Annotated in this window: 23 protein-coding genes; 8 read left to right on the plus strand and 15 right to left on the minus strand. The window is 76.9% G+C overall.

Annotated elements, in window-relative coordinates:
* Positions 1 to 6: 6 nt before the first annotated feature.
* From P9841_RS16940 to P9841_RS16950, 3 genes are all read left to right on the plus strand, one after another.
* Positions 7 to 672, plus strand: coding sequence for a response regulator transcription factor (locus P9841_RS16940; protein WP_283321993.1), 666 nt, complete (start codon positions 7 to 9; stop codon positions 670 to 672).
* A 401-nt stretch (positions 673 to 1,073) separates the two neighbouring features.
* Complete coding sequence (locus tag P9841_RS16945) at positions 1,074 to 1,814, plus strand: hypothetical protein (RefSeq protein ID WP_283319754.1); 741 nt, start codon at positions 1,074 to 1,076, stop codon at positions 1,812 to 1,814.
* A gap of 167 nt (positions 1,815 to 1,981) precedes the next feature.
* Positions 1,982 to 3,265, plus strand: a complete 1,284-nt coding sequence (locus P9841_RS16950; protein WP_283319755.1) for an acyltransferase family protein — start codon at positions 1,982 to 1,984, stop codon at positions 3,263 to 3,265.
* Positions 3,266 to 3,307: 42 nt separating this feature from the next.
* Here the strand turns inward: P9841_RS16950 and P9841_RS16955 are convergent, their stop codons facing one another.
* Together P9841_RS16955 and P9841_RS16960 are read right to left on the minus strand one after the other, a co-directional pair.
* Entirely contained in the window at positions 3,308 to 3,676 is a 369-nt protein-coding gene (locus tag P9841_RS16955; protein WP_283319756.1) for a hypothetical protein, read from the minus strand.
* On the minus strand, positions 3,673 to 4,575 hold the full coding sequence (locus P9841_RS16960) for an alpha/beta fold hydrolase (RefSeq protein ID WP_283319757.1): 903 nt from the start codon (positions 4,573 to 4,575) through the stop codon (positions 3,673 to 3,675). The genes P9841_RS16955 and P9841_RS16960 overlap by 4 nt, the downstream gene beginning before the upstream one ends.
* 75 nt (positions 4,576 to 4,650) lie before the next feature.
* Here P9841_RS16960 and P9841_RS16965 point away from each other — a divergent pair, with 75 nt between their 5' ends.
* The gene (locus P9841_RS16965) at positions 4,651 to 5,373 is read left to right on the plus strand and encodes a winged helix-turn-helix transcriptional regulator (RefSeq protein WP_283319758.1); all 723 of its coding nucleotides are present in this window, start codon (positions 4,651 to 4,653) and stop codon (positions 5,371 to 5,373) included.
* On the opposite strand, the gene P9841_RS16970 is transcribed toward P9841_RS16965, so the two are convergent.
* The 3 genes from P9841_RS16970 to murQ are packed head-to-tail and all read right to left on the minus strand — an operon-like array spanning position 5,354 to position 8,977.
* Positions 5,354 to 6,454, minus strand: coding sequence for a MupG family TIM beta-alpha barrel fold protein (locus tag P9841_RS16970; RefSeq protein WP_283319759.1), 1,101 nt, complete (start codon positions 6,452 to 6,454; stop codon positions 5,354 to 5,356). The genes P9841_RS16965 and P9841_RS16970 overlap by 20 nt on opposite strands.
* Before the next feature lie 49 nt (positions 6,455 to 6,503).
* Positions 6,504 to 8,048 (minus strand): PTS transporter subunit EIIC, encoded by a 1,545-nt coding sequence (locus P9841_RS16975; protein WP_283319760.1) that lies wholly within the window; start codon positions 8,046 to 8,048, stop codon positions 6,504 to 6,506.
* Between the two features lie 14 nt (positions 8,049 to 8,062).
* Positions 8,063 to 8,977 (minus strand): N-acetylmuramic acid 6-phosphate etherase, encoded by a 915-nt coding sequence (murQ, locus tag P9841_RS16980; RefSeq protein WP_283319761.1) that lies wholly within the window; start codon positions 8,975 to 8,977, stop codon positions 8,063 to 8,065.
* A 126-nt stretch (positions 8,978 to 9,103) separates the two neighbouring features.
* Between murQ and P9841_RS16985 the strand changes: the two genes are divergently transcribed.
* Positions 9,104 to 9,988 carry a MurR/RpiR family transcriptional regulator gene (locus P9841_RS16985; RefSeq protein ID WP_283319762.1) on the plus strand — a complete coding sequence of 295 codons (885 nt, stop codon included), beginning with the start codon at positions 9,104 to 9,106 and terminating at the stop codon, positions 9,986 to 9,988.
* Positions 9,989 to 10,097: 109 nt separating this feature from the next.
* Entirely contained in the window at positions 10,098 to 11,384 is a 1,287-nt protein-coding gene (locus P9841_RS16990; protein ID WP_283319763.1) for a PucR family transcriptional regulator, read from the plus strand.
* 56 nt (positions 11,385 to 11,440) lie between these two features.
* Here the strand turns inward: P9841_RS16990 and P9841_RS16995 are convergent, their stop codons facing one another.
* The 9 genes from P9841_RS16995 to P9841_RS17035 all read right to left on the minus strand — a co-directional run bounded on the left by P9841_RS16995 (position 11,441) and on the right by P9841_RS17035 (position 21,191).
* Entirely contained in the window at positions 11,441 to 12,412 is a 972-nt protein-coding gene (locus P9841_RS16995) for an LLM class flavin-dependent oxidoreductase (protein WP_283319764.1), read from the minus strand.
* Positions 12,413 to 12,415: 3 nt separating this feature from the next.
* A complete protein-coding gene (locus P9841_RS17000; protein WP_283319765.1) occupies positions 12,416 to 13,669 on the minus strand; it encodes a threonine synthase in 1,254 nt (417 codons plus the stop codon).
* A complete protein-coding gene (locus P9841_RS17005; RefSeq protein WP_283319766.1) occupies positions 13,666 to 14,859 on the minus strand; it encodes a M24 family metallopeptidase in 1,194 nt (397 codons plus the stop codon). The genes P9841_RS17000 and P9841_RS17005 overlap by 4 nt, the downstream gene beginning before the upstream one ends.
* The gene (locus P9841_RS17010; protein WP_283319767.1) at positions 14,856 to 15,929 is read right to left on the minus strand and encodes a TIGR03619 family F420-dependent LLM class oxidoreductase; all 1,074 of its coding nucleotides are present in this window, start codon (positions 15,927 to 15,929) and stop codon (positions 14,856 to 14,858) included. The genes P9841_RS17005 and P9841_RS17010 overlap by 4 nt, the downstream gene beginning before the upstream one ends.
* Positions 15,926 to 16,753 (minus strand): ABC transporter ATP-binding protein, encoded by an 828-nt coding sequence (locus P9841_RS17015; protein WP_283319768.1) that lies wholly within the window; start codon positions 16,751 to 16,753, stop codon positions 15,926 to 15,928. The genes P9841_RS17010 and P9841_RS17015 overlap by 4 nt, the downstream gene beginning before the upstream one ends.
* Positions 16,740 to 17,537 carry an ABC transporter ATP-binding protein gene (locus P9841_RS17020; RefSeq protein ID WP_283319769.1) on the minus strand — a complete coding sequence of 266 codons (798 nt, stop codon included), beginning with the start codon at positions 17,535 to 17,537 and terminating at the stop codon, positions 16,740 to 16,742. The genes P9841_RS17015 and P9841_RS17020 overlap by 14 nt, the downstream gene beginning before the upstream one ends.
* Positions 17,534 to 18,412: an ABC transporter permease gene (locus P9841_RS17025; RefSeq protein WP_283319770.1), complete on the minus strand. Its 879-nt coding sequence runs from the start codon at positions 18,410 to 18,412 to the stop codon at positions 17,534 to 17,536. Before P9841_RS17025 ends, P9841_RS17020 begins: the two co-directional genes overlap by 4 nt.
* Positions 18,409 to 19,431 carry an ABC transporter permease gene (locus P9841_RS17030; RefSeq protein ID WP_283319771.1) on the minus strand — a complete coding sequence of 341 codons (1,023 nt, stop codon included), beginning with the start codon at positions 19,429 to 19,431 and terminating at the stop codon, positions 18,409 to 18,411. Before P9841_RS17030 ends, P9841_RS17025 begins: the two co-directional genes overlap by 4 nt.
* Before the next feature lie 125 nt (positions 19,432 to 19,556).
* Complete coding sequence (locus P9841_RS17035) at positions 19,557 to 21,191, minus strand: ABC transporter substrate-binding protein (RefSeq protein ID WP_283319772.1); 1,635 nt, start codon at positions 21,189 to 21,191, stop codon at positions 19,557 to 19,559.
* 345 nt (positions 21,192 to 21,536) lie between these two features.
* Here P9841_RS17035 and P9841_RS17040 point away from each other — a divergent pair, with 345 nt between their 5' ends.
* Positions 21,537 to 22,331, plus strand: a complete 795-nt coding sequence (locus tag P9841_RS17040; RefSeq protein ID WP_283319773.1) for a hypothetical protein — start codon at positions 21,537 to 21,539, stop codon at positions 22,329 to 22,331.
* A 24-nt stretch (positions 22,332 to 22,355) separates the two neighbouring features.
* On the opposite strand, the gene P9841_RS17045 is transcribed toward P9841_RS17040, so the two are convergent.
* Positions 22,356 to 23,345, minus strand: coding sequence for a stage II sporulation protein M (locus tag P9841_RS17045; protein WP_283319774.1), 990 nt, complete (start codon positions 23,343 to 23,345; stop codon positions 22,356 to 22,358).
* A gap of 68 nt (positions 23,346 to 23,413) precedes the next feature.
* Here P9841_RS17045 and P9841_RS17050 point away from each other — a divergent pair, with 68 nt between their 5' ends.
* The gene (locus P9841_RS17050; RefSeq protein ID WP_283319775.1) at positions 23,414 to 24,235 is read left to right on the plus strand and encodes an RDD family protein; all 822 of its coding nucleotides are present in this window, start codon (positions 23,414 to 23,416) and stop codon (positions 24,233 to 24,235) included.
* The last annotated feature ends 139 nt before the right edge of the window (positions 24,236 to 24,374 follow it).

Consider the following 24,374-nt stretch of genomic DNA (forward strand, 5'->3'; position numbering starts at 1 on the left):
GGCGCCGTGCGGGTCGTGATCGCCGAGGACTCCGTGATCCTGCGCGACGGCCTCGCCGCGCTGCTGACCCGCCGGGACCACGAGGTCCTCGCGGCCGTCGGCGACGGCGACGCGCTGGTGCGCGAGGTCGCCCTGCTCGCCGCGACCGGCCGCGCGCCCGACGTCGCCGTGGTGGACGTCCGGATGCCCCCGGGGTTCACCGACGAGGGGCTGCGCGCGGCCCTCGCGCTGCGGGCCGCGCACCCCGGCGTCGGCGTGCTGCTCTTCTCGCAGTACGTCGAGACGCGGTACGCGGCGCAGCTGTTCGGCGGGGACGCCCGGGGCGTCGGCTACCTGCTCAAGGACCGGGTCGCGGACGTCGCGGAGTTCCTCGACGCCCTCGAGCGCATCGCCGCCGGGCGCACCGTCCTGGACCCCGAGGTGGTCAGCCAGCTCATGGGCGCCGCCCGGGTCGACCCCGGCATCGCGCGCCTCACGCCCCGCGAGCAGGAGGTGCTCGCCCTCATGGCGCAGGGGCGGTCCAACGGCGCGATCGCGGACGCCCTCGTGCTGTCCTACGGGGCCGTCGAGAAGCACGTGACGTCGATCTTCGGCAAGCTCGGCCTGGCCCCCGACGCCGGCGACCACCGCCGCGTCCTGGCGGTCCTCCGCCACCTCCACCTCGACGCCTGACCAGCCCCACCCCACTGGCCCCCCGCCCCCTCTCCCCCCACCCCCACCCCAACCCCCTGCCCCACGCACCCGTCGGAGGCTCCGACGGGTGGTCGTGGTGCTCCGCGGACCACCACGATTCCGCGCAGCACCCTCCGATCCCGTTCGGAGCCTCCGACCGGCCCGCCCCTCGGACCGGCCACCTCTCCGAGTGCGACGCCCCCGAACCGGCGCGCGCCCCCGAGCGCGGCGCGCCCCCGAGCGCGGCGCGCCCGCGCAGCGGTGGGAGCCTCCGACGGGTGATCGTGGTGGTCCGCGGACCACCACGATGGCGCGGGGGGACCTCCGAGCGCGTTGGGAGCCTCCGAACGGGGTGTGGTGAAGGGCGGACGCGGGGTGTGGGCAGGGGATACGGTCGGGGCGTGCCTCGGATGACAGCGACGCAGCTCCTCTGGACGGGGGTCGGCGTCCTCGCGCTCGGCGCCCTCGGCGGGCTCGTGACCCAGACGGTCCTGTTCGGCTACGGCTACGGCATCGGGTGGACCTACCGGTTCGCCGTCGTGGGCTCCTCGGTGCTCACGGCGCTCGGGGCCGCGATGGCCGCCGGCGGCCTCGTCGTCGGCGCCCTGGAGCGCGGGCGGGTGCCCGGCCCTGCCGCGCGGCCCGCGCCGCCGTCGCCGTACGGCGGCCCGGCGGGGCAGCCCGGTCCCGGCGCGTACCCCGGTGCCTACGCCGGCGCTCCGGTCCATCCTGGTGCCGGCGGCTATCCCGGTCCCGGCGGCTACCCCGGCGCACCGGCGTACCCCGGGGCCCCGGCGTACCCCGGTGCCCCGGCCCAGCCCGGCGTCCCGGCCCAGCCGGCCGGCGCCCCGGCGTACACCGGCCCGGGTGCCGCCTTCCCGCCCGCGGCGTACCCGACGCAGCCCGGTCAGCCGTCCGGCGGCCAGCCGGCTCCGGTGCCCCCGGGGCAGCCGTCCGCCGCGCCCGCCGGAGCCGCTCCGTCCGACGTGCACCCCGGTCCGGGCGCGCCGCCGGCCGGCTGGAGCGCTCCGGCGTACGGCCCGCCGGCGGCCGGGCCGACCGCAGCCGCGCCGGCCACGCCCGCCCCCGCCGACCCCTCGGACGCCCGCGGGAGCACCTCGGAGTCCCAGCCGCCCGCCTGACCGGAAGGGATCGGGGGCGGGGGACAACCCCCGCTCCGGCCGGGGGACAGGGTGCGCCGTCCCGGGGGACGGACCCGTTCTGACCTGCGGCTCCGCTCGCCAGGCTGGTGCTGCGCCCGACCGCCGGGCGTCCGCGCCCGCCGCGCGGCTGCCCGGGGAGCGCCGCCATGTCGACCGTCCTGCCGTCCCGTCCGACCACCGCGCCGCCGCGCGCGGGTTCCCCGTCGGGGAGGTCGCCGCGCGGCGTCACCCCCGGGGTCCTCACCGCGCCCAGCCCCGCCGTCGGGCCCCCCGGTGAGGCGAACGTCCTCGCGCCCGAGCGGCCCACCCGGTCCGCGACGCCTCGCCGTCGCGAGCGTGACGGCTTCGTCGACGCGGTGCGGGCGGTCGGCATCCTCGTGGTGGTCGCGCTGCACTGGCTGATGCTCGAGGCCGTGTGGGACGGCGGGTCGCTCGAGGTGGGCAACGCCCTGAGGCACGGCCCGGCCTGGCTGCTGACGTGGCTGCAGCCGCTCCCGCTGCTGTTCTTCGCCGCCGGTGCGGCCGCCCGCTACGACCTCGAGCGCGGGCCTGCGGTGCCGGGCTGGCGGTTCGCCGGGGTGCGGCTGCTGCGCATGGTGCCGCCCGTGGGTCTGCTGGTCGCGGTGTGGGCCGGCCTCGTCGCGGTCCTGCCGCGGGTCGGCGTGCCGGAGGCGGCGGTGGACCGCGTGGCGCGGATCGTCCCGCAGCCCCTGTGGTTCGTGGGGGTGCAGCTCGCCCTGCTCGCGGCGGCCCCGGCGCTGGTGGCGGCGCTGCGACGGTGGGGTGCCTGGCGGGTGCTGACGGTGGCGGCCGCGCTGCCGCTGGTGGTGGACCTGCTGCGCTTCTCGGACGAGCTGCCCGTACCCGGCTGGCCGAACCTGCTCCTGGTGTGGGCGGTCCCGTTCGTCGCCGGTCTCGTCCACGCGGGGCGCCGGCTGCGCCCGGTCCCGCCGGCGGCGCCGCGGGAGCGACCTGCGCTCGCGCTGCTGGCCGCCGGTGGCCTCGCGGCCGCGGTGGCGCTGATCGTCGTCGGGCCCTACCCGGCGTCGATGATCGGCCTGCCGGGGGAGGCCGTCTCGAACCTCGCGCCGCCGACCGCCCCGGTCGTCGGGTTCGCGGTCGCGCAGGTGGCCGGCGCGCTGCTGCTGCGGGAGCCGGTCGCCCGGTGGGCGGGCCGGTCGCGGCTGGTGCGCTGGGTCGGTCCCCGCTCGATGGGCCTGTACCTGTGGCACCTGTCGGCCGTGTTCGCCGTCGCCGGCGTGGTGCTGCTGGCGGTCGGGCGCGCGCTGCCCGTGCCGTGGACCTGGGACTGGTGGCTCACCCGCCCGGCGTACCTGGGGGCCGCCGCGGTCGTCCTGCTGCTGCTCGTGCGTGCGGCGGCCGGTGCGGAGCGCCTGGTCACGCCCCGGCGTCGCGCCGTCACCGCCTGAGCCGTGGACGAGGCGGCGTCACGCGCCACGCATGTCGCGGCGTCACGCCCCCCGCGCCGCCCGGAGCGCGTCCCGGGCGGCGTCCTCCCAGTGGTCCGCCGCCGCCAGTGGCAGCCCGACCCAGTCCCGGAACGTCCGCCCCCGACCGCCCGGGCTGAACACCGCGGCGCCGGGACGACGCAGCGCGGCGGTGTGCGCCGGCGACCCGGCCCCGAGGCGCACCCCGAGCACGCCGTCGTCCAGGCAGGCGATCATCCGCCTGCCGACGGAGAGCACCGGGCGGCCCATCATCTGGGTCCGCCGCACGCCCAGCGGGGCGAGGGTCGCGGCGAGCGCGTCGAAGGCGCCCGCCGCGCCCGCCACGTCAGCCGCGCCCGCCACGTCAGCCGCGCCCGCGGCGTCCGCCGTCACCGCGGGTCCCGGGCGGGAAGGGTGGCGCCGTGCCAGGCGGCGAGCGCGTCGGCGAACGCGGCCGGCGCGTCGGACTGGAGCAGGTGCCCGGCGCCCGGCAGCGGGACGACGGCCGCGCCGGGCAGCTCGCGTTGCCAGCGCTCGAGCTCGGCGCCGCGGAACGCGATGTCCCGGTCCGCCCACAGCAGCAGGGCGGGCAGGTGCCGCAGCGCGGGCAGCCCCTGCTCGACCTCGGCCAGGAACGCGGCGCTCCCGGTGATCTCCCGGGCGAGTGTCGAGGTGGCGGCGCGGCGCTCCGGCGTGCCGAGCGGGGACCGGTACTGCCGCACCTCCGTGCGGGTGGGGCGCCGCAGCCGGTGGCCGAGCGGGACCATGACGCGCACGACGAGGTTCGCCCGCCGTGCGAGCGCCAGCCCGACCGGCCCGCCCACGAGCGCCGAGAAGCGTTCGAAGTGCCGGTCCCCGGTCACGGGCCACGCCCAGGTGTTGCCGAGCGCGAGGCCGCTGAACCGGTGCGGCATCCGCTGCACCAGCCGCAGCCCCACGGGGCCGCCCCAGTCCTGCGCCACGAGCACGACGTCCCCCAGGTCCAGCCGCTCGACGAGCTCCTCCAGCACCTGCGCGACGGAGGAGGGACGGCCGTCGAACCCGGGCGGCGCCTGCGAGAGCCCGAGGCCCGGCAGGTCCGGCGCGACGCACCGGAACCGGTCGCCGAGGCGCGCGACCACGCCGCGCCACGCGTAGGACCAGGTGGGGTTGCCGTGCAGGAGGAGCAGCGTGGGGCCGTCGCCGTGGTCGACCGTGTGGACGCGGTGCCCGCCGACGTCGTGGACCGTCCGCCGGAACGGGTACCCGTCGGTGTCCAGCCAGGGCGGGGTGGGGGCTGCGGGCTGCGACACGGTGCCTCCTGGGGATCGCCGGGCGCTACGGTTGATAATCTGAACCGTAGAGTCCCGCGACCGAGGAGCGCAAGGGTGTCCGACTACCACCAGTTCTGCGGGCTGGCCCGCGCGCTCGACGTCGTCGGCGACCGCTGGAGCCTCCTGGTCGTGCGGGAGCTGCTCGTCGCCGACCGCCGGCACACCGAGCTGCGCGCGGCGCTGCCCGGGGTGCCCAGCAACCTGCTCGCGGACCGCCTGCGGGACCTCGTCGCGGCCGGCGTCGTCGCGCGCTCGCAGGAGCCCGGCCGCAAGGCCGTCACCTACGGCCTGACCGACCGGGGGCGCGAGCTGCGCGAGCCGGTGCTCGGGCTCGTGCGGTGGGGTGCCCCGCTGCTGGCGCCCGGTCCCCGGCCCGGAGACGCCGTCCGGCCCCCGTGGCTCGGCCTCGCGGTCGAGGCGCTCCTGGCCTCGCGGACGTCCCCGCGGCCGGAGGTGGTGGTGCTGCGCGGCGACGGCGTCGAGGTGGTGCTCGCGACCGGCCCGGAGGGGACCCGTGTGCTGCCCGGTCCGGCCGCGGAGCCCGCCGCCGTCGCCGAGGGTCCGGTCGCGCTGCTGCTCGGCGTCGCGTCCGGCGCGGTCCCCCTCGCGGCGGCGGAGGCCCGGGGAGCCCGCGTCGCGGACCCCCGCGGGGTGCTCGCCCGCCTGGTCGGCGCGGAGCGGGCCGCCGGGGATCAGGCCGCCAGGGACCAGGCCGCCGGCGACCGGGCCGCCGGGGCGCCGGACGAGGCGCCGCCGGTCAGCCCGCCCGGCCGCTGACCTCCGCGGCCCCGGTCCCCGTGGCCGCCGCGGCGGTGTCCGGCACGAACCGCACGGTGTCGCCCGGGCGCAGCTCGTCGAGCACCCCCAGGTACGGCGGGGCGACGTCGGCGACGCGCGCCTGCCACGGGTGCAGCGGCCGCTCGGTGCGCGCGAGGTGGACCTCCCCCCGGTAGCGGCCGGCGCCCGCGAGGTCCATCTGCAGGCTGCCCCGCGCGCGGGAGTCGCCGTTGCGCACGAGCGCCGGGGTGTGCGCGCCGCGGGTGCCCTCCAGCCGGAACGCGGCCTCCCCGCTGTCGACGCGCAGCCGCCACGGCCGCTCGAGCAGGAACCGCGCGGCGGGGTCCACCCCGCAGAGCGGCACGGTGACCTCGCCGGTGTCCTCGTGCCGTTCGATCCAGGCGAGGTGCTCGTCCTGCACCACGCCCTCCGCGCACACGACCGTGCTGCCGGGGCTGAGCCGGCGCAGCTGCAGGTAGTTGCGCCACGCGGTGCGGTGCCGCTGCTCCTCGAGCGTCGGCAGCCCGAGGCCGAGCGGGGCCCGGAACGTGACCTCGCCGGGGACGAACGCGTACAGCGGCAGGTCGCGGGCGGTGAACAGGGCGTCCTGCGCCCGGTACGTCGCTGTCGACAGGCCGGTCTCGGGCCGCGGGTAGTAGTTGTGCCAGCCGGCGAGCGGCAGCCCGGCGAGCGCGTCCAGCTCCGCGGCCTGCACGGTGCTGGCGTTGACGGCGATGCGCGCTCCGGTGCGCCCGGCGATCCGCCGGATCTCCTCGACGTCGAACCCGAAGTCGGTCCGGAGCACCGTGACGCCCCAGTCCCGCAGCCGGTCGAGCGCGTCCTCGCCGCCGCCGAGCCGCTCGAGCGTCAGCGGCGACACGTCCCCGCAGAACGTCAGGCCGTGCTCGGCGTGCAGGCGGCGCAGCAGCTCCCCGTGCTCGGCCAGCCGGTCGTCCTCCGGGAGGTGCAGCGACGTGAACACCAGCCCGGTGCCGCCCGGGCGCGCGGCGTGCCGCACCGCCTGCGCGACGACCTGCCGCTGCACGTCGGGCGCGTCGGTGGGGTAGAGCGACCAGAGCACGGCGGCGTCCTCTCTCGTGGTGGGGTGCGGCGGGCCGTCCCGGGCGGGCTCAGCCGAGCCGCTGGACCATGTGCTCCTTGAAGCCGAACAGGTAGGTCAGCGCGAAGCCCATCACGTAGGAGACCACGAGCCCGCCCACGTACCAGAGCCACTGCCCGTTCGTGATGACGGCGGTCATGAGCACGCCGGACAGCCCCAGCGCACCCGCGCCGAACCCGTCGGTCACCTGCATGCCGAACGCCACGAATGCACCGCCGAACCCGCCGCCGAGGCAGGCGGTGATGAGCGGGTAGAACAGCGGCAGGGAGACGCCGTAGATCAGGGGCTCGCCGACGCCGAGCACGCCGATCGGCAGCGCCGCGCGGATGATGCCCCGGAGCCGGGCGCTGCGCGTCTTGACGTAGATCGCGACGGCCATGCCGACCTCACCGGCGCCCGCCATCGCGAGGACGGGGAGCAGCTCGGTGTAGCCGTGGTCGGCGATGAGCTGGGCGTGCAGCGGCGTGAGGCCCTGGTGCACGCCCAGCATGACGAGCGGCAGGAACAGCGACGCCAGCAGGTACCCGCCGACGATCCCGCCCTGCTCGAGCGCGAAGTCGATGAGCAGCCAGTTGATGCCCTGCATGAGCAGCGCGGACAGCGGCATGACGACGAGCACGCACAGCACCGCGCCGACGATGACCGTGACCACGGGCACGACGAACAGGTCGACCGCCGCGGGCACGCGCCGGCGGACCTGACGCTCGATGACGGTGAACAGCCAGGCGGTGACGATCACGCCGATGACGCCGCCGAGCGCGGGGCTGAGCTCGCCGAACACCGGGATCGTGAGGGGCTGCGCGGGTGTCGCGGTGCCGTCGGGGGTGGTCCCCGCGGGGATGCCGGCGAGCGCGGGCATGTATGACACCGCGCCGGCGATGAGGCCGAGCACCGGCGTGCCGCCGAACTCCTGCGCGGTGTTGTACCCGACCAGCAGGTGCAGCGCGCCGACGACGATGGTCCCGAGGCCGGCGAACGCCAGGAACCACGGGTTGCCGACCACGTCGGGCGCCGCGACCTTCCAGATGTTGGTGAGCGCGACGATCAGCCCGCAGGCGATGAAGCCCGGGATGATCGGGATGAAGATGTTGCCGATGTGCCGGAACAGGGCGTGGACGCCCGTGGTCTGACGGGCCTTCACCTTCGACTTGTTCTCGGCCTCGAGCGTGCGCAGGTCCGCCGCGGCGTCCGGTGCGCCCGGGTGCCCGCCGGCCCCCTGACCGGCGGGCTGCTCCTCGGCCGGCGCCCCGGCGGTCGCGGTCGCCTGCGCGGCGGCGACGGTCGCCGGGACCGCGGACGCGTCGTCCCCCCGCGCGGCGCGCTCGGCGAAGGCGTCGCGCAGCCGCTGGGCGTGGCCCGGCCCGACGACGACCTGCAGCTGCGGGCCCTCGACGACGCCGACGACGCCGTCCAGGGCGCGGATCGCGCCGGCGTCGACGGCGGACTGGTCGGCGACGTTCAGCCGCAGGCGCGTCATGCAGTTGGTGAACGACTCGACGTTGTCCAGGCCGCCGACGAGCGGCACGAGGTCGTCGCTGAGCTTCGCGTAGTCCACGGTGGTTCCTCCGGTCAGTGCGGGGCGGGCAGGTCGGCCGGCAGCGCGGCGCGCACGAAGCCGTGCGCGGCGGTCAGCCGGTCCCGGGCGGTGGCGGCGTCGGTGCCGCAGAGCAGGGCGACGATCGCGGTCTTGGCGTGGTCGCCCGCGTCGGCCAGCGCGGCGCGCGCCGTGGCGTCGTCGCACCCGGTGGCGTCCCGCACGATGCGGACCGCGCGCTGCCGGAGCTTCGCGTTGCTCGGCCGGACGTCGACCATGAGGTTGCCGTACACCTTGCCGGTGCCGACCATCGCGGCGGTCGAGATCATGTTGAGGACGAGCTTCTGGGCGGTGCCGGCCTTGAGGCGTGTCGACCCGGTCAGCACCTCGGGGCCCGTGTCGAGCTCGATGGCGATGTCCGCGTGCCGGCCGACCTCGGAGCCGGGGTTGCAGGCGACGGCGACGGTGCCGGCGCCCACGGAGCGGGCGTGGTCGAGGCCGCCGACCACGTAGGGCGTGCGGCCGGACGCGGCGAGGCCGACGACCGTGTCCTGGGCGGTCAGCCCGAGGTCGCGCAGGTCCTGCGCGCCGAGCGCGGCGTCGTCCTCGGCGCCCTCGACGGCCTGGAACATCGCGCCGGGGCCGCCGGCGAGCAGCCCGACGACCTGACCCGGGTCGGTGCCGAAGGTCGGGGGGCACTCCGCGGCGTCGAGGACGCCGAGCCGCCCGCTGGTGCCGGCACCGAGGTAGACGAGGCGGCCGCCGGAGGACAGCGAGTCCACGGCGAGCGCGACCGCCGCGGCGACGGGGCCGAGCTGGGCGGCGACCGCGTCGGGCACGCGCCGGTCCTCCGCGTTCATCACGCCGAGCAGCTCCTCGACGTCCATGGCGTCGAGCCGCGCGGTGCGGGGGTGGGGGCTCTCGGTGCCGAGGGTGCGCAGGTCGGGCACGGGGACTCCTTCGTCGGTGACGTCTGGCACCATGTTGCACCAGGATCGCGAGAAGTCAAACAACGTTTCACGACGCCTGTGCCAGACTGGCGCGGGCGTCGACGGGCGCAGGCAGCGGGAGGGCACGTGGCGGACGGCGCGGTCGAGGTGCTCGACGCCCTGCGCGCCGCGCTCCCGCGGCTGGGGCCGGCCGAGACGCGCGTGGCCGAGGTGCTGCTGCGCGACCCGGAGGCCGGGGTCGCCGGTACCGCTGCCACGCTCGGCGAGCGCGCGCAGGTCTCCCGGGCGTCCGTGGTCCGGCTCGCGAAGACCCTCGGGTTCTCCGGGCTGCCGGCCCTGCGGGTGCGCCTCGCGCAGGACCTGTCGCGGCGGGCCGTCGAGCTCGAGCGCTCCGACATCGCGGAGGGCACGATCGTCGCCTCCGACCCCCTGCCGGAGCTGGTGGCGAAGGTCGCCTTCCACGAGGCCCGGACCATCGAGGAGACCGCCCGCTCGCTCGACCTCGACGCGCTCGACCGCGTCGCGCACGCGGTCGCCGAGAGCCACCACGTCGTCGTCCTCGGCGTCGGGGCCTCCGGCCTGGCGGCCGCCGATCTCGCCCAGAAGCTCCAGCGCATCGGCCTGATGTGCCTGTCGGCCGCCGACACGCACGTGCAGATGACGCACGCGGCGCTCGCGGACGAGCGCACCACCGCGATCGCGTTCTCGTTCAGCGGCGGCACCGTCGACGTGGTGCGCGCCCTGGAGGTCGCCGCCCGGGCCGGCGCCCGCACCGTCGCGATCACGAACGACCCCCGCTCCCCGCTGGCCGCGACGGCGCAGGAGGTGCTGCGGACGCCGGCGCGGGAGGCGACGCTGCGGGCCGCGGCGCTCGCGAGCCGCATGGCGCAGCTCGCCGTCGTCGACTTCCTGTTCATGCGCGTCGGGCAGCTGCGGTTCGACGACCTCGGGCAGGCCCTGCGCGCCACCCGCGAGGCCGTCGACCCGCAGCACCTGCCGCCCCGGGCCTAGCCCGTCCGTCGACCGCGAAACCGGCCGGACATCTCGGGCAGGGACGATGGTCCCGGGCCGGGCGCCGCACGGGCGCGCCGCGCGCGGGGGCGGAGCGACGGGAGGCGTGATGGCGAGGACCCCTGAGGCGGTGCTCCGGGTGGCACGGTCGATGGTCGCGGACTTCGAGGGCATCATCGGCGAGGTCACCGACCGGGTGTGGCGCAGCGTGCCGGCGTACCCGCAGGTCGTCGTGGACCGTGCGGACCTGTCCGGCCAGGTGCGGGACTCGATCCTCAACGTGCTGGTCTGCCTGATGGAGGACCGGGTGCCGTCGGCGTCGGAGCTCGACACGGCCGCGGCGAACGGGGAGCGCCGGGCGCTGCAGGGCGTCGCCCAGGCGGCCGTGATCCAGTCGTACCGGAACGCCGAGCGCAGCCTCGTGGACACCTTCCAGGCGCGCTGCGCCCGCATGCAGGTGCCCGTCGGGGCGCTGCGCGTCGGTCAGCAGCAGATCGTGGCGATCCTGGACCAGCTCGAGGGGGCGATGCTGCGCACGTACGCCCAGATGCAGCAGCGCATCGCGACCCGCACGGTGCTGACGGAGCCCGACCTGATGAACCGGCTGGTCAGCGGCGAGCCGATCGACGCGGCGGACCTCGCGGGGCTGGTGCGGACGCTCGGCCTGGAGGTCACGGACGCCACCCGCGTCGTCGGGCTGGCCCTCGGCGTCGCGGACGAGGACGACGTCGACCCGGAGCACGTCGCCGAGCTGCGGCACCACGCGGTGGCGCACCTGCAGTCCGTCACCGGCGCGGCGCCCCTGTCCGGGGTCGTCCGGGAGGACGACGGCCGCCCGGTCGTGGTCGTCGCGGTGCCGTGGGAGGGGCCGGTGGCCGAGCTCGGTGCGCGGCTCGCGGCCGGGCTCGACCGGCGCCGCACGGCGGTCGCGGCGATCGGCGCCGTCGGGGAGCCGCGCCGCGGGCTGGCGGCCGTCGGCGGCTCCTGCCGGCAGGCGACCGGGGCGCTCCAGGTCGGGCGGCGGCGCGGTGCCGAGCGGGCCGTCGTGCTGTTCCGCGACGTGCTGCTCGAGGTCCTCGCGCTGCGCGACGTGCGGATGGTCGTGAACCTGCAGGACCGCTACCTGCGGCCGGTCGCCTCGCACGAGCACCTGCTCGAGACCCTGCGGGTGCACCTGGCCACGGACCTGTCGGTCCCGGAGACCGCGCGGCGCCTGGTGGTGCACCCCAACACGGTGGCCTACCGGCTGCGGCGCATCGGCGAGCTGAGCGGCCTCGACCTGCACCGGGTGGCGGACGTGGCGCGGGCGGTGCTCGCGGTGCAGGGGCTGGAGCTCGGCATCAGCGCGCAGGCGCACGGCAGCGCGGCGCTCGACGAGGACCCCGCGGGCCGCTGACGGCGTCCCGCGACCCGCCGGCGTGCTGCGTCCGGAGCGGCCCGGCCCGGCCCGCCTCAGGCCAGCAGCCCGGCGGCGCGCGCGCAGGCCGCGGCGCGGTCGAGCGCCTCGTGGGCGGGGGAGACGCCGTCGTCCATCACGACGAGCGTGTCGAGCCCCGCCCCGGCGAACGCGTGCATCCCGGCCGTGACCTCGTCGCGGGTGCCGGCGAGCGTGAAGGTGCGCAGCACGTCGTCGTCCACCAGGTCGGCGCCGTCGGCCCCGGCGAGCAGCCGCGCGCGCAGCGCCTCGGCGCGCGGGGCGGGCAGCCCGGGCACCGCCGTGATGGGGGACGCGCCGTGCATCCCGAGGAACCGCGCCGTGCGGGACCGCACCCGGTCGCGCGCCGCCGCCCCGTCGTCGTCGCAGGAGAACGCCGCGTACGCGGTCAGGGTCAGGTCCGGGCGCGGGTGCCGCTCGCGGATCCACCGGACGTACGCGGGGGTGGACAGCACGGAGAGCATGAGCCCGTCGGCGGTGCGCGCGCCGACCGCCAGGGCCCGCTCGCCCTTGACGCCGAGCAGCACCGGGACGTCCGGGCGCGCGGGGGTGAACGACAGGGCCGCGTCGAGCGGCAGGCCGTTGACGTCCTCGCGGACCACCTCGCCGGCCAGCAGCCGGCGCAGGGCGGCCGTGTACGCCTCGAGCGTGCTGATCGGCCGGGTGAACGGGATGCCGAGCCGGCCCTCCATCCACCCCCGGTTGCTCGCGCCGAGCCCGACGACCAGCCGCCCGCCGGAGACCTCGTCGAGCGCGGCGCACTCCATGGCGGCGAGGGCGACGTGCCGGGTCCACGGGTTGATGACGCCCAGCCCGACGCCCACGCGGGACGTCGCCGCCGCGACCGCCCCGGCCACCGCGAACGCCCCGCGCTCGAGGTAGTCCTCGCTGAGCCAGACCTCCGCGAAGCCGAGGTCCTCCGCGTGCCGGGCGAGGTCGACCGCCGTGCGCGCGTCCCGGCGGCCGGCCGGCGCGTACGCGATGCGCACGCCTCAGCCCCGCCCGGCGGCGGCGTCGAACGCCGCGAGCGTCGGCGCGATCACGGGCACGGGTGCGAGGCGCGCGGCCGTCGCCCCGACGTCCTTCAGCCCGGTCGAGGTGCCGAGCAGCACCACCGTGTCGTCCGCGCCGAGCTCGCCGCGCGCCACGAGGTCCGGCAGCACCGCGTAGGTGATGACGGACGACGCCTCGAGGTACATCCCCTCGGCGGCGGCCAGGGCGGACTGCGCGCGCATCACCTGCTCGTCGTCGGCGGTGGCGGCGGCCCCGCCGCTGGAGCGCAGCGCGTCCCAGGCCTGCCAGGTGGCCGTGGAGGACCCGATGGAGAACGCCACGGTCGGCCCGGCGGGGACCGTCGCGCCGGGGGTGAACCCGTCGCGCAGCGCCGCGACGTGCGGCCCGAACGGCTCCGCCGCGACCATGCGCGGCACGCGGTCCGCGAGCCCGAGCGCGACCAGGTCCCGGAACCCCCGGAGGGTGCCCGCGACGCCGTCGCCGTACGCCACCGGCGCCACGACGGCGTCGGGCACCCGCCCGCCGAGCTGCTCCCAGATCTCGTAGGCGAGGGTCTTGTAGCCGTCGACGCCGAACGGGTTGGACCCGGACGGCGGGCTGAGGTAGCCGGACACGGGCACCCAGCCGCGCTCCTCGACGCCCGCGCGCATGACGACCCACCGGTCCCGCGGGTCGTCGAACGCCACGACGTCCGCGCCGGAGGACTGCATGAGCGTCTTCATCGTCTCCGGCACGGAGGCCACCGTCAGCACCACGCAGCGCAGCCCGGCGCGGGCGGCGTACGCGGCGGTCGCGGCGCCGTGGTTGCCGGTGGACGCGACGACCACGGTGTCGTGCCCCTGCTGCAGCGCCTTCGTCACGGCGACCGCGGCGAGCCGGTCCTTGTACGACCACGTCGGGTTGCGCGACTCGTCCTTGACCAGCAGCGACGGCAGCCCGACGGCGGCCCCGGCGCGGGGGACCGGCACCAGGGGGGTGCCGCCCTCGCCCAGCGACACGAGCGGGCCGGACGGGTCGACGGGGAGCAGCGGCGCGAACCGGAACACCCCCGGGCCCGTGCCGGGGGCGGGCAGCGCGGTCACACCCGTCAGGTCGTACACGGGGGAGGCGTGCACGTGCACGCCCCGGGCGAGCGCCGACGCGGACGGCCGGTAGGCGTCGGGCTCCCGGACCTCCGCCCCGGTCACGCCGTCGCGCAGCACGCCGGTGTACGCGCCCGCCGCGCCGCTCACGCGGGCACCTCCGTGAGGCCGCGGGCCAGCGTCGTCAGGGGCCGGACCCCGTCGGCGGTGACCACCAGCGCGTCCTCGACCATCATCCCGCCCCAGCCCAGCTCGTAGTACGGCGTCTCGAAGCAGAACGTCATGCCCTCCTCGAGCGGCGCGTCGTCCCCGGGGCGCACGATCGGGGGCTCGTAGACCTCCAGCCCGATGCCGTGCCCGCAGTGCTGCCGCCGGTACGGCGCCAGCCCGCCCCGCTGGGTGACGTCGACGGCGAGGTCGAACAGCGCGGCGGCGCCCACGCCGGGGCGCGCGGCCGCGAGCTGCGCGTCCAGCCCCGCGAGGAGGGCGTCGTACCGCCGGGCCTGCAGGTCGCTCGCCGGGCCGACGACGGCGGTGCGGCCGATGTCCGACCAGTACCCGTCCAGCACGCACCCCACGTCGAACCGCAGCAGGTCGCCGGCGGCCAGCGGCCGGTCGGTCGCCACGGCGTCGGCCAGGGCGGACCGCTCGCCCGCGGTGACGACGGTGAAGCGGGGGGCGGCGCCGCCGTCCACCATCGTGCGGGCGACGACGCGGGCCAGCTCGGCCTCGGTGACCCCGGGGCGGGCGACGGCGAGCGCCGCCACGATGCCGGCCTCGGCCAGCCGGGCGGACCGCGCCAGGAGCGCGACCTCCCCGGGGAGCTTGCGGGCACGGACGCCCGACAGCCACGCGCTCGCGTCCGCCCAGGTCACCTCGGGCAGGGCGGCCTCGAGCGCAGCCCGCAGCGGGGCCGGGCACGAGGCCTCGTCCAGGCCGACGGTGCCGGACGCGACCCCCGCGCGGCGGACGGCGGCGGCGATCGCCGGCGCGGCGCCCGGGTGCTCGTCGACCAGGCGGGTGGCGGTGGCGGCGGAGCCCGCGGACTCGAAGTAGAACCGGCCGAACGCGACGAAGTCGTCCTCGGCGACGCCGGCGTCGAACGCGGGGGCGGAGTCCGCGACCGGCCCGGCCAGCACCGTGCGGTCGCCCGTGACGACCGCCGCCACCGAGGAGGTCCCGTGGACGGACCCGGACATCGAGCGGTAGCCGGTGGCGTAGTCGACACCCGCGGTGGACAGGGTCACCACGGCGTCGAACGGCGCGCCGGCCAGGTGCTCGCGGAGGCGGGCGGTGCGGGCGGCGACGAGCGCCTCGCGGGGGCTCGGGGCGGTGGTCACTGGGCGGCTCCTGCCGTCGGGGCGGGGTCGGACGGGCGGTCGGGTCGGCGGTCGTCCGGCGTGCCGGCGTTCACCGGCTCGATGACCTCCTGCGCGAACCGGGCCATCTGGTCGAGCGTCTCGGCCACGGTGTTGCACGCGAACAGCAGCGCGGACAGGGTCGTGACGCCGGCCTCGGCGTAGGCGTGCACCTGGTCCTGGATCTGCGCGGTCGACCCGACGAGGTTGCGGGCCGCGAACCCGTCCTGCTGGCCCTTGAGGGTCGAGCCGGCGAGCGAGCGCATGTGCTGGTGCAGCTGCGTGGTCTCGAACCGGGCCATCGCGTCGGGCTGCGACGCGCCCATCGCGACCGACAGCTGCGGCGCGACGTCGAAGTCCGGCGGCAGCTCGCGCCCGATCGCCTCGGCCTCCCGGCGGATGTCCGCGAGCCCCGCGGCGACCTCGGCCGGGCTGAGCACCGCCGGCAGCCAGCCGGTGCCGTACCGCGCCGCGCGCTGCCGGGAGCCCGCGGCGTTGCCGCCGGACAGGATCGGCAGCGGCGTCTGCACGGGCTTCGGGTAGGACTCCACGTCCTCGAACTGCAGGAACTCGCCGTGGAACGACGCCCGGCGGTCCCGCAGCAGCGTCTCGAGCGAGGCGAGGAACTCGTCGGCCTGCCGGCCGCGGTGCAGCGTGTTCCCGGGCCACATCGCGTCGGTCTCCTCGCGGTAGGCGCCGATGCCGACCCCGAGCACGAACCGCCCTCCCGAGAGCTGGTCGAGCGTCGCCGCCTGCTTCGCGGCCACCACGGGGTGGCGGAACGCCATGACGGTGATCGCCGTCGCGAGCCGCAGCCGGGTGGTGCGCGCCGCGACGAACGACAGGTAGAGGTACGGGTCGTAGAACCGCGGCGGCGCGTCGAACTCGGCCCGCACGTAGCGCTGCGTGGTCACGTGGTCGTTGCCCCACACCGAGTCGAACCCGAGGCGCTCGGCCTCGACGGCGATCTGCACCGCCTGCTCCGGGTCGGCGTACGGCACGGGGTACATCAGCCCCTCCGTGCCGGTCGGGACTCCCAGTCCGAACTTCATGCGATCTCCTCCGGGTTCGGGTCGGTCGCCGCCGGCGCCGCGCCGGGCAGCCGGCGGGCGCGACGCCGCGGGTCGGCCACCGGGACGGCGGCCAGCAGCGTGCGGGTGTAGTCGTCCTGCGGGGTGTCGAGCACGGCGGCGGTCGTGCCGCGCTCGACGACGAGGCCGGCGTGCATCACCGCGACCTCGTGGGCGATCTGCCGCACCACCGAGATGTCGTGCGTGATGAACAGGTACGCGGCCTGCGTGGTCTGCTGGAGCTCGCGCAGCAGCCGGACGATCCGCCCGCGCACCGACTGGTCCAGCCCGGAGGTCGGCTCGTCGAGCACCACGAGGTCGGGCCGGGGCGCGAGGGCCCGCGCGATCGCCACCCGCTGCTGCTGGCCGCCGGACAGCTCGCCGGGCAGCCGGCCGCGCATCGCGTCCGGCAGGCCCACCAGGTCCAGCAGCTCCGTGACCCGGGCCCCGGCGGCGGCCCCGCGCTCGGCGGTCAGCCGGGCGAGCGGCTCGCGCAGGATCGCCTCGACGGTCCACCGGGAGTCCAGGGACTGGTACGGGTTCTGGAACACCATCTGCACGGACCGCCGGCGCTCGCGGTCCCACGGCCCGAGCAGGTCGAACCCGCCGAAGCTCGCGGTCCCGGCGGTGGCGCCGTGCAGCCCGGCGACGACCCGGCCGAGCGTCGACTTGCCCGACCCGGACTCGCCGACCAGCGCGAGCGTCCGGGCCGTGTCCAGGTCCAGGTCCACGCCCCGCAGCGCGTGGACGGTCCGCCCCCGGGCGGCGAACGTCTTGGTGACGCCCCGCACCTCAAGCAGCGCCATCGCCGGCCTCCTCGCCCGCGGCCACCAGGTACCGCGTGTACTCGTGCTGCGGGGACTCGAACAGCTCGACGACCCCGGTGGTCTCCACGAGGTCGCCGCGGTACAGCACGGCGACGCGGTCGCAGACCTCCGCGACGACCCCGAGGTCGTGCGTGATGAGGAGCACGCCGCAGCCGGTCTCGTCCGCGAGCTCGGTCAGGAGCGTGAGGATCTGCGCCTGCACGGTCACGTCCAGGGCGGTGGTCGGCTCGTCGGCGATCAGCAGCGCCGGGCGGCAGGCCAGCGCCATCGCGATCATCACGCGCTGGCACATGCCGCCGGAGAGCTGGTGCGGGTAGGCCCGGCCGACGCGCGCCGGGTCCGCGATGTGCACCCGGCCGAGCAGCCGCTCCGCCTCGGCGCGCGCGGACCGGCGGTCGGCCCCGGCGCCGTCGCGCTGGTGCAGCCGCACCATCCGGGCGATCTGCTCGCCGACGCGCATCAGGGGGTTGAGCGAGTCCTGCGGGTTCTGGAAGATCATCGCGAACCGGTGCGCCACCGAGCGCCGGGCGGTCGCGGTGGCGTCCGCCCCGGACACCAGCACCCGCCCGCCGGTGACCGCGATGCCGTCGGGCAGCACGCCCATGACCGCGAGCGAGGTCATGGACTTGCCGGAGCCGGACTCGCCGACCAGGCCGACGACCTCGCCGGGGCGCACGCTGAGGCTGACGTCGCGCAGCAGCGGGGTGCCGGTGCGGGTCACGGCCACCGAGAGCCGGTCGAGCTCGAGCACGGGGGTGGTCACCGGTCGCCTCCCAGGTCGTCGCCGACGAAGTGCAGGCCGGTCACGGTCACCGCGATGAGCAGGCCGGGGAAGAACGCCGTCCACCACTGGCCGGTCAGCATGTTCTGCGCGCCCTCGGCGACCATGACGCCCCACTCGGGCGTGGGGGCGTGGATGCCGATGCCCAGGTACGCCAGGCCCGCGACGTTGAGGATCGAGTACCCGCACACGAGCGTGAACTGCACGGCCGCCGGCCGGACCGAGTGGGGCAGCACGTGCCCGAACGCGATCCGCAGCCAGCCCGCGCCGGCCACCCGCGCGCCGTCGACGTACGCCAGCTCCCGCTGCGCGAGCGCCTCGGCGCGCACCAGCCGCACGAAGGGCGGCACCGCCGCGACCGCCAGCGCGAGCGCGAGCTGGGGGGTGCTCTCGCCGATCGCCAGAAGCAGGATCATCGCGAGCACGAAGCCGGGGAACGACATGAGCACGTCCACGCACCGCATGACGACGTCGTCCACCCGGCCCCCGACGTAGCCGGACACCACCCCGAGCGCGGACCCCACGACCATGGCGAGCAGCGCGATGCTCACGCCCAGCACCAGGTCCAGCCGGATGGCGTGCACCGCCCGGGCGAAGACGTCGCGGCCGTAGAAGTCGGTCCCGAACCAGTGGGCCGCGGACGGGGCCTGCAGCGCGTCCGACGGCTCGACGGCCAGCGGGTCGGCGACCAGGAACGGTCCGACGACGCCGACCACCACGAGCACGGCGAGGATGCCGGCGCCGGTCCACAGGAACGGCCGGGGCCGGCGGCTGCGGACGCGGGCGGCGTCGGCGGTGGAGAGCAGGGCCGGGGCGGCGGTCGCGGGTCCGGCGGCGGGCGGGGCGGGCTGGGTCATGCGCGGGCACCTCCGAGCCGGATGCGGGGGTCGATCAGGCCGTACGCCAGGTCGATGAGCACGTTGAGGGCGATGTAGAGGACCCCGATGACGATCGCGTAGCCCTGGAGCACCTCGAGGTCGTTGGCGCGCACCGCGTCGTACGCCAGCCGGCCCATGCCGGGCCAGGAGAACAGCTGCTCGACGATGACGTTGCCGCCGAGCAGGAAGCTGAGCACCAGCCCGAGCGAGGTGAGGATCTGGAGCATCGCGTTGCGCATCTGGTCCCGCCAGAGCACCTCGCGCGGCGCGACGCCGAACGCGCGGGCGGTCCGCACGTACCCGGTGCCGGCGGTGGCGATGAGCGCGGAGCGCACCATCTTGACCACGGCCGCCGAGGCGCCGATGCCGAGGGTCAGCGCGGGCAGCACCAGGTACCGCAGCGCCTGCCCGGCGGTCGCCGGGTCGCCCGCGAGCAGCGCGTCCAGCACGTACAGGCCGGTGACGTCGGGCGGCGGGGGCGTCCCCACGGGGAGCCGGCCGATCGGCCCGGGCAGCAGGTGCCAGGTGGAGAACAGCCCGAAGATGAGCAGCAGCCCGAGCCAGAACGGCGCCATCGACGACCCGAGCACCGCGTACACCCGGCCGGCGACGTCCGCGGGGCGCCCGCGGTGGGCCGCGGCGAGCACGCCGACCGGGACGCCGATCAGGACGGCGACCACCAGCGCGGCGAGAGCGAGCTCGATGGTGGCGGGCAGCCGCGCGACCAGCTCGGTGCCGACGTCGCGCCCGGTGGACACGGCCCGGCCGAGGTCGCCTTGCGCGAGCCGCACCACGTAGTCCCGGAGCTGGACCAGCAGCGGGTCGTCCAGGCCGTACGACGCGCGCAGCGCCGCGACGTCCTCGGGCGTGGCCTCGGGGCCGAGCCGGGCGGCGGCCGCGTCCCCGGGCAGGATCCGGGTGACGAGGAAGACGACCAGCACGAGCCCGAGCACCGTCAGCGCGGAGGTGCCGAGGCGGCGCAGGACGTAACGGGTCACGGCGGGGCTCCTGTCGGGCGGCGGGGGCGTGGCGGGGTGCGGGTGGTGGAGGGCGCCGGCGCCCGCGGCCCGGGGGCAGGGACCCCGTGGCGGGCGGACGCCGGCGCGTCCTCACACCGGCGCGCTCACCCCTTGGTGAGGTACTGCAGCCGCAGCTGCTCGGTGTTGTCCTTGGTCAGGCCGGTCACGCCGTCCCGGACCACGAACGTCCACGCCGGGTTGTAGACGGGGACGAAGGGCATGTCGTCGTAGATGACCTGCTGCGCCTCGGCGGAGATCTCCGCACGGCCGGCCTCGTCGGTCGTCGCGACGCCCTCCTGGAGCAGGGCGTCCAGGTCGGGGTTCGCGTAGGACGTGAAGTTCGTCCCCGCCGCCGACCCCGCCAGGTAGTACATCTGGTAGAACGGGTCGGCGCCCCAGCCGAGGAAGTTGTTCAGGTACATCGGCAGCGCGCGGGCGTTGGTCTGCTGCGTGAAGTCGGCGTCCGTCAGGGGCTTGAGGTCGATGTCGACCCCGATCTCCTTCAGGTTCGCCTGCACCAGCACCGCCGCCGCGGCCTCGACCGCGTTGGACTGCTTGTAGTACAGCGTCGAGCTGAAGCCGTCGGGCAGCCCGGCCTCGGCGAGCAGGTCCGCGGCGGCGTCCAGGTCCTCCTCGAACGTCCCCGCGTCGTCGGAGTGGGTCTCCATGGAGGCCGGCACGACGCCCGTGGAGACGTTCGCGTAGCCGTACAGCACCTGGTCCACGAGGTCCTCGTAGGGCACCGCCTTGGCGACGGCCTGCCGGACGCGGGCGTCGTCGAACGGCGCCTCGGCGGTGTTGAACCCCAGGTACTCCAGGCGGTTGGACGGCTCCGAGACGACCGTCAGGCCGTCCTCGTCCTCCATCGCCTTGACCTGGTCCAGCGGGATGCCCTGCGCCAGGTCGAGCTCGCCCGAGCGCAGCAGCAGCGCGCGCTGCGACGGGTCGGAGACGAACTGGACGGTCACGCCGGCGTTCGCGATCTTCTCCGGCGCGTAGTAGTGCTCGTTGGGCTCCAGCACGAGCTGCTGCGTCGGGTCGTACGACGCGACCGTGTACGGGCCGGAGGAGTTCGCGTTCTCGCGGAACCACTCGCCGGCCCAGGGGTCGTCGTCGGTCGCGTTCGCCTCGCCGGTGGCCTGCGAGAAGATGCCGAGCGGCTGCATCGCCTCCATCTTGGCGAGCAGCGGGCTGGCGAAGCTGCTGGTGACGACGACGGTGCTGTCGTCGGGCGCGGTCACGTCGTCCGGGGAGGCGACGCCGGCGAACGGCAGCAGCGCCTTGACGTAGCCGGGACCGAGCAGGCTGCGCTGGTAGGACCACACGACGTCCTGCGCGGTCAGCGGCGTGCCGTCGGCGAACGCCAGCCCGTCGCGCAGGTGGAACGTCGTCGTCAGACCGTCCTCGGAGACCTCCCAGGACTCGGCGAGCGCACCCTCGAGCTCCGTGGTGCCGGTGCGCACCAGGCCGTCGGTGTCGTAGGTCTGCTCGAGCAGCTGCTCGACGAGCGACCCGGTCGCCACCATCGCGGCCGGCGTGCGCCAGGCCTGCGCGTCGAGCAGGTCGACGGAGCTGTCGAGGCTGATGACGAGGGGCTCCGACGCGCTGCCGGCGGTGCCGGCGGAGGCGTCGTCGGACGGGGTGTCGCCGCCGCCGCACGCGGTGAGGGCGAGCGCGGCGGCCACGGCCGCGGCGGCCGCCACGGAGGTGCGCCGCCGCCGGGGGAGGTGTCGCTTCACGGGGGCTCCTAGCACGGTCGGGGCGGTGCGGCCCGCCGGCGCTCGGCCGGGCTGGGTCCGCGCCGTCGGGGAGCGGCGCGGTCCCGCGCCACGTCCAGCCTCGCCGCGGCCGGGGGACCGGGGCATCGGCTGCCGGGCCAAACCGCGCGGCCCCGGGTTGTCGTCGCCCCCGAGCGCCCCCACCGCCCGGCCGGGCCCGGCCACGAGGGTAGGCAGGCGTGTGTTTCGGGAGCGGGCACCCGTCGGAAACCTCGGCGAAACGCGGTCCGCCGCCTCGCGCCCGCTCAGGACGGGTTCCAGGTGGCTTCCCAGCGCGTTCCCAGGGTCGGGTGCTCGACTGGTGCCGTGCTGCACGACCGACACCGTCGCCGGACCGACGCCGTCCCCGGCCCCGCGGAGCCCGACCCCGCCCAGCCCCGTCCGGCGGACCCGCCCGGCGTGACCCGCGCCGCCGGCGCCGGCCCCTGGCAGGTCGTCCGCGCGGGCGTCGTGGACGTCAACCGGATCGCCCGCATGCTGGCCGAGCACCGCCCGTTCATCGACCTGGACGGGGACGGCCGGCCCGACGAGGTGCCGGACCCCGAGCACGCGGGCCCCGCGACGCGCATGGTGCTGAGCCTCGGCGCCCTGGAGCACGGCGAGGTGTGGTTCGCGCGCGACGAGGCGGGGGACGTCCTGGCGGTCGCGGTGTGGCTGCCGCCGGAGGCGGAGCACCTGGCGCACGACCTGCACCGCGTCGTCGCGCAGGAGCTCGGCGTGACGCCGGTGCGGGACCCCGAGCCGGCGCACGCCCCGCTGCGCTCGCTCGTCGGCGCCACGGCCCACACGCTCGCGCACCTGCGGGACTCGGACGCGGAGCGGGTGCTGATCCTGCTCGCCGACGCCGGGCGGGTCGCCGGCGCGCGCCGCCGCGCGCTGCTGGCGGACGTGCTCGCGCCGGTGCTGCGGGCGCAGGGCGACGCGGGCCGGGAGACGCTGGCCGTGACGGTCGACCCGGCGCAGGTGGCGGACCTCGCGGCGCTCGGGTTCGCGGAGCGCACGCGCAGCCCGCTCGGCGCGGCGTCGCTGTGGCTCGGGGCGCACCGCCCGGCGCGGCTGCTCGAGCCGGTGGTGACGGGCCCGGTCGCCACGACGGCGTAGCGCGGGCCGCCCCCGCGGCGCCCGTCAGCCCGCGAACGCCACCGCGTAGCCCGCCGCGTCCTCCTCGAGGTCGCCGGTCTCGCCCTCGCGGGCGGCACGCCGTCCCAGCACGATCGTGTACGTCCAGAACGCCGCCAGGGCGAGCGCGCCGATGACGATCTTCAGCCACCACGCCAGCGTCGACCCGGTGACGAAGCCCTCGACGAGGCCGGACAGCGCGAGCGACCCCACCAGCCCGATCGCGACGGTGACGAGCGAGCGACCCTCCTCGGCGAGCGCGCGGCTCCGGGGCCGGCCGCCGGGCGCGATCCACGTCCAGCACAGGCGCAGCCCCGCCGCGCCGGCGACGAAGATCGACGTCAGCTCCAGCAGGCCGTGCGGGGCGATGAGCGTGAGGAACACGTCGAGGCTGCCGTGCGCCGCCATCATCCCGCCGGTCGCGCCCACGCTGACGGCGTTCTGCACCAGCACGTACAGCGGCCCGACCCCGGAGATGCCGATGCCGATGCACACGGCCGCGATCCAGGCGTTGTTGGTCCAGACGACGCCCGCGAAGCCGATGCCCGGGTCGTAGTAGGAGGCGAACGCCTCGTCGACGTACTGCTGGCGCTGCGCCGGGGTGCCCATCGCCGCGAGGGCGCCCGGGTCGGTGGCGACCCACCACCCGGCGACGACGGCGAGCGCGACGAACCCCGTCATCACGGCGACGGTCCACCAGCGGATCCGGTACAGCGCGGCCGGCAGCGACACCACGAGGAACCGACGGGCGTCGCGCCAGGCGGGCTCGTGGCTGCCGGCGATCGCCGACCGGGCGCGCGCCAGGAGCTGCGACAGCCGCGCGACCGTGTCCGGGTCGGGTGCGGAGGAGCGGACGGTGGACAGGTCGGTGGCGACCGCCTGGTAGAGGCGCACGAGCTCGTCCGCCTCCGCGCCGTCGCGGACCCGGCGCCGGGACAGCTCGTCGAGCCGCGCCCACGTCGGCTGCCGCAGCGCGGAGAAGGCGTCGAGGTCCACGGCCGATACCCTGCCACAGGACGGCCGGCCGGCAGCGGGCGGCGCGGGCGAGCAGCAGGAGGTCCGGGGTGGACGAGGGCATCGTCATCGGCGAGGGCGTCCTGCTGGACGCGCGCCCCACGTCGGTCGCGAGCCGGCTCGGCGCGGCGGTGATCGACCTGCTCGTCCTGGGGGTCGTCGCGCTCGGCGTGGTCCTGCTCGCCGTCAACGTGGTGCGGGTCGCACCGGGCGAGGAGCTGCTGCGGATCCTCCTGGTCGCCGTGATGGCGCTGGTGCTCGTCGTGATCCCGACCGCGGTGGACACGCTCACGCGCGGCAGGTCGCTCGGCAAGCTGGCGGTCGGCATCCGCGTGGTCCGCGACGACGGCGGGCCGATCCGGTTCCGGCAGGCGCTGGTGCGGGCGCTCGCGGGCATCCTCGAGCTGTGGGCGACGTTCGGGTCCGTCGCGTTCATCGCGTCGCTCGTGCACCCGCAGGGCAAGCGGCTCGGGGACATGCTCGCGGGGACGTACGTGGTGCGGGTGCGCGGCAGGGTGGAGGCCCGGCCGGTGCTGACGATGCCCCCCTTCCTCGCCGGGTGGGCGCAGGGCGCGGACGTCGCGCGCCTGCCCGACGGGCTCGCGATGTCGGCGCGGCAGTTCCTCGGGCGGGCGGCGGGACTCCACCCGGGCTCGCGCGCTGCGCTCGGGCGCCAGCTCGCCGCGGAGGTCGCCCGCTACGTCGCGCCCGGCCCGCCGCCGGGCACGCACCCGGAGGCGTTCCTCGCCGCGGTCCTCGCGACGCGCCGCGACCGGGAGCACGCGGCGGGCGTCCGCGCCGCGGCGCGCGCCGAGCACGAGGCCTCCGCGCTGCACCGGCTGCCCCACGGGGTGCCCGACCCCGCCCGCTGAGGCGTGCCGCGGGCCCGGCCCGGCGCCCGGCCCGGGCCCGGCCCGCGCCCGCAGCGTGGACACCGCCGCTGCGCGGAAGGCGCTCGCCGTACCGTGAGCCACCGGTGGGGGCAGCCACGGAGGAAGCGGGGACGCGGAC

Source organism: Cellulomonas sp. ES6, from assembly GCF_030053835.1.
Classification (GTDB): Bacteria; Actinomycetota; Actinomycetes; order Actinomycetales; family Cellulomonadaceae; genus Cellulomonas.

What these genes read in the sequence shown, in the direction of transcription:
- P9841_RS17015 (WP_283319768.1), bottom strand. Translation starts at nt 16,753, where the DNA reads ATGGCGCTGCTTGAGGTGCGGGGCGTCACCAAGACGTTCGCCGCCCGG.
- P9841_RS16990 (WP_283319763.1), top strand. Translation starts at nt 10,098, where the DNA reads ATGGCGAGGACCCCTGAGGCGGTGCTCCGGGTGGCACGGTCGATGGTC.
- P9841_RS17010 (WP_283319767.1), bottom strand. Translation starts at nt 15,929, where the DNA reads ATGAAGTTCGGACTGGGAGTCCCGACCGGCACGGAGGGGCTGATGTAC.
- P9841_RS16950 (WP_283319755.1), top strand. Translation starts at nt 1,982, where the DNA reads ATGTCGACCGTCCTGCCGTCCCGTCCGACCACCGCGCCGCCGCGCGCG.
- P9841_RS17025 (WP_283319770.1), bottom strand. Translation starts at nt 18,412, where the DNA reads ATGACCCAGCCCGCCCCGCCCGCCGCCGGACCCGCGACCGCCGCCCCG.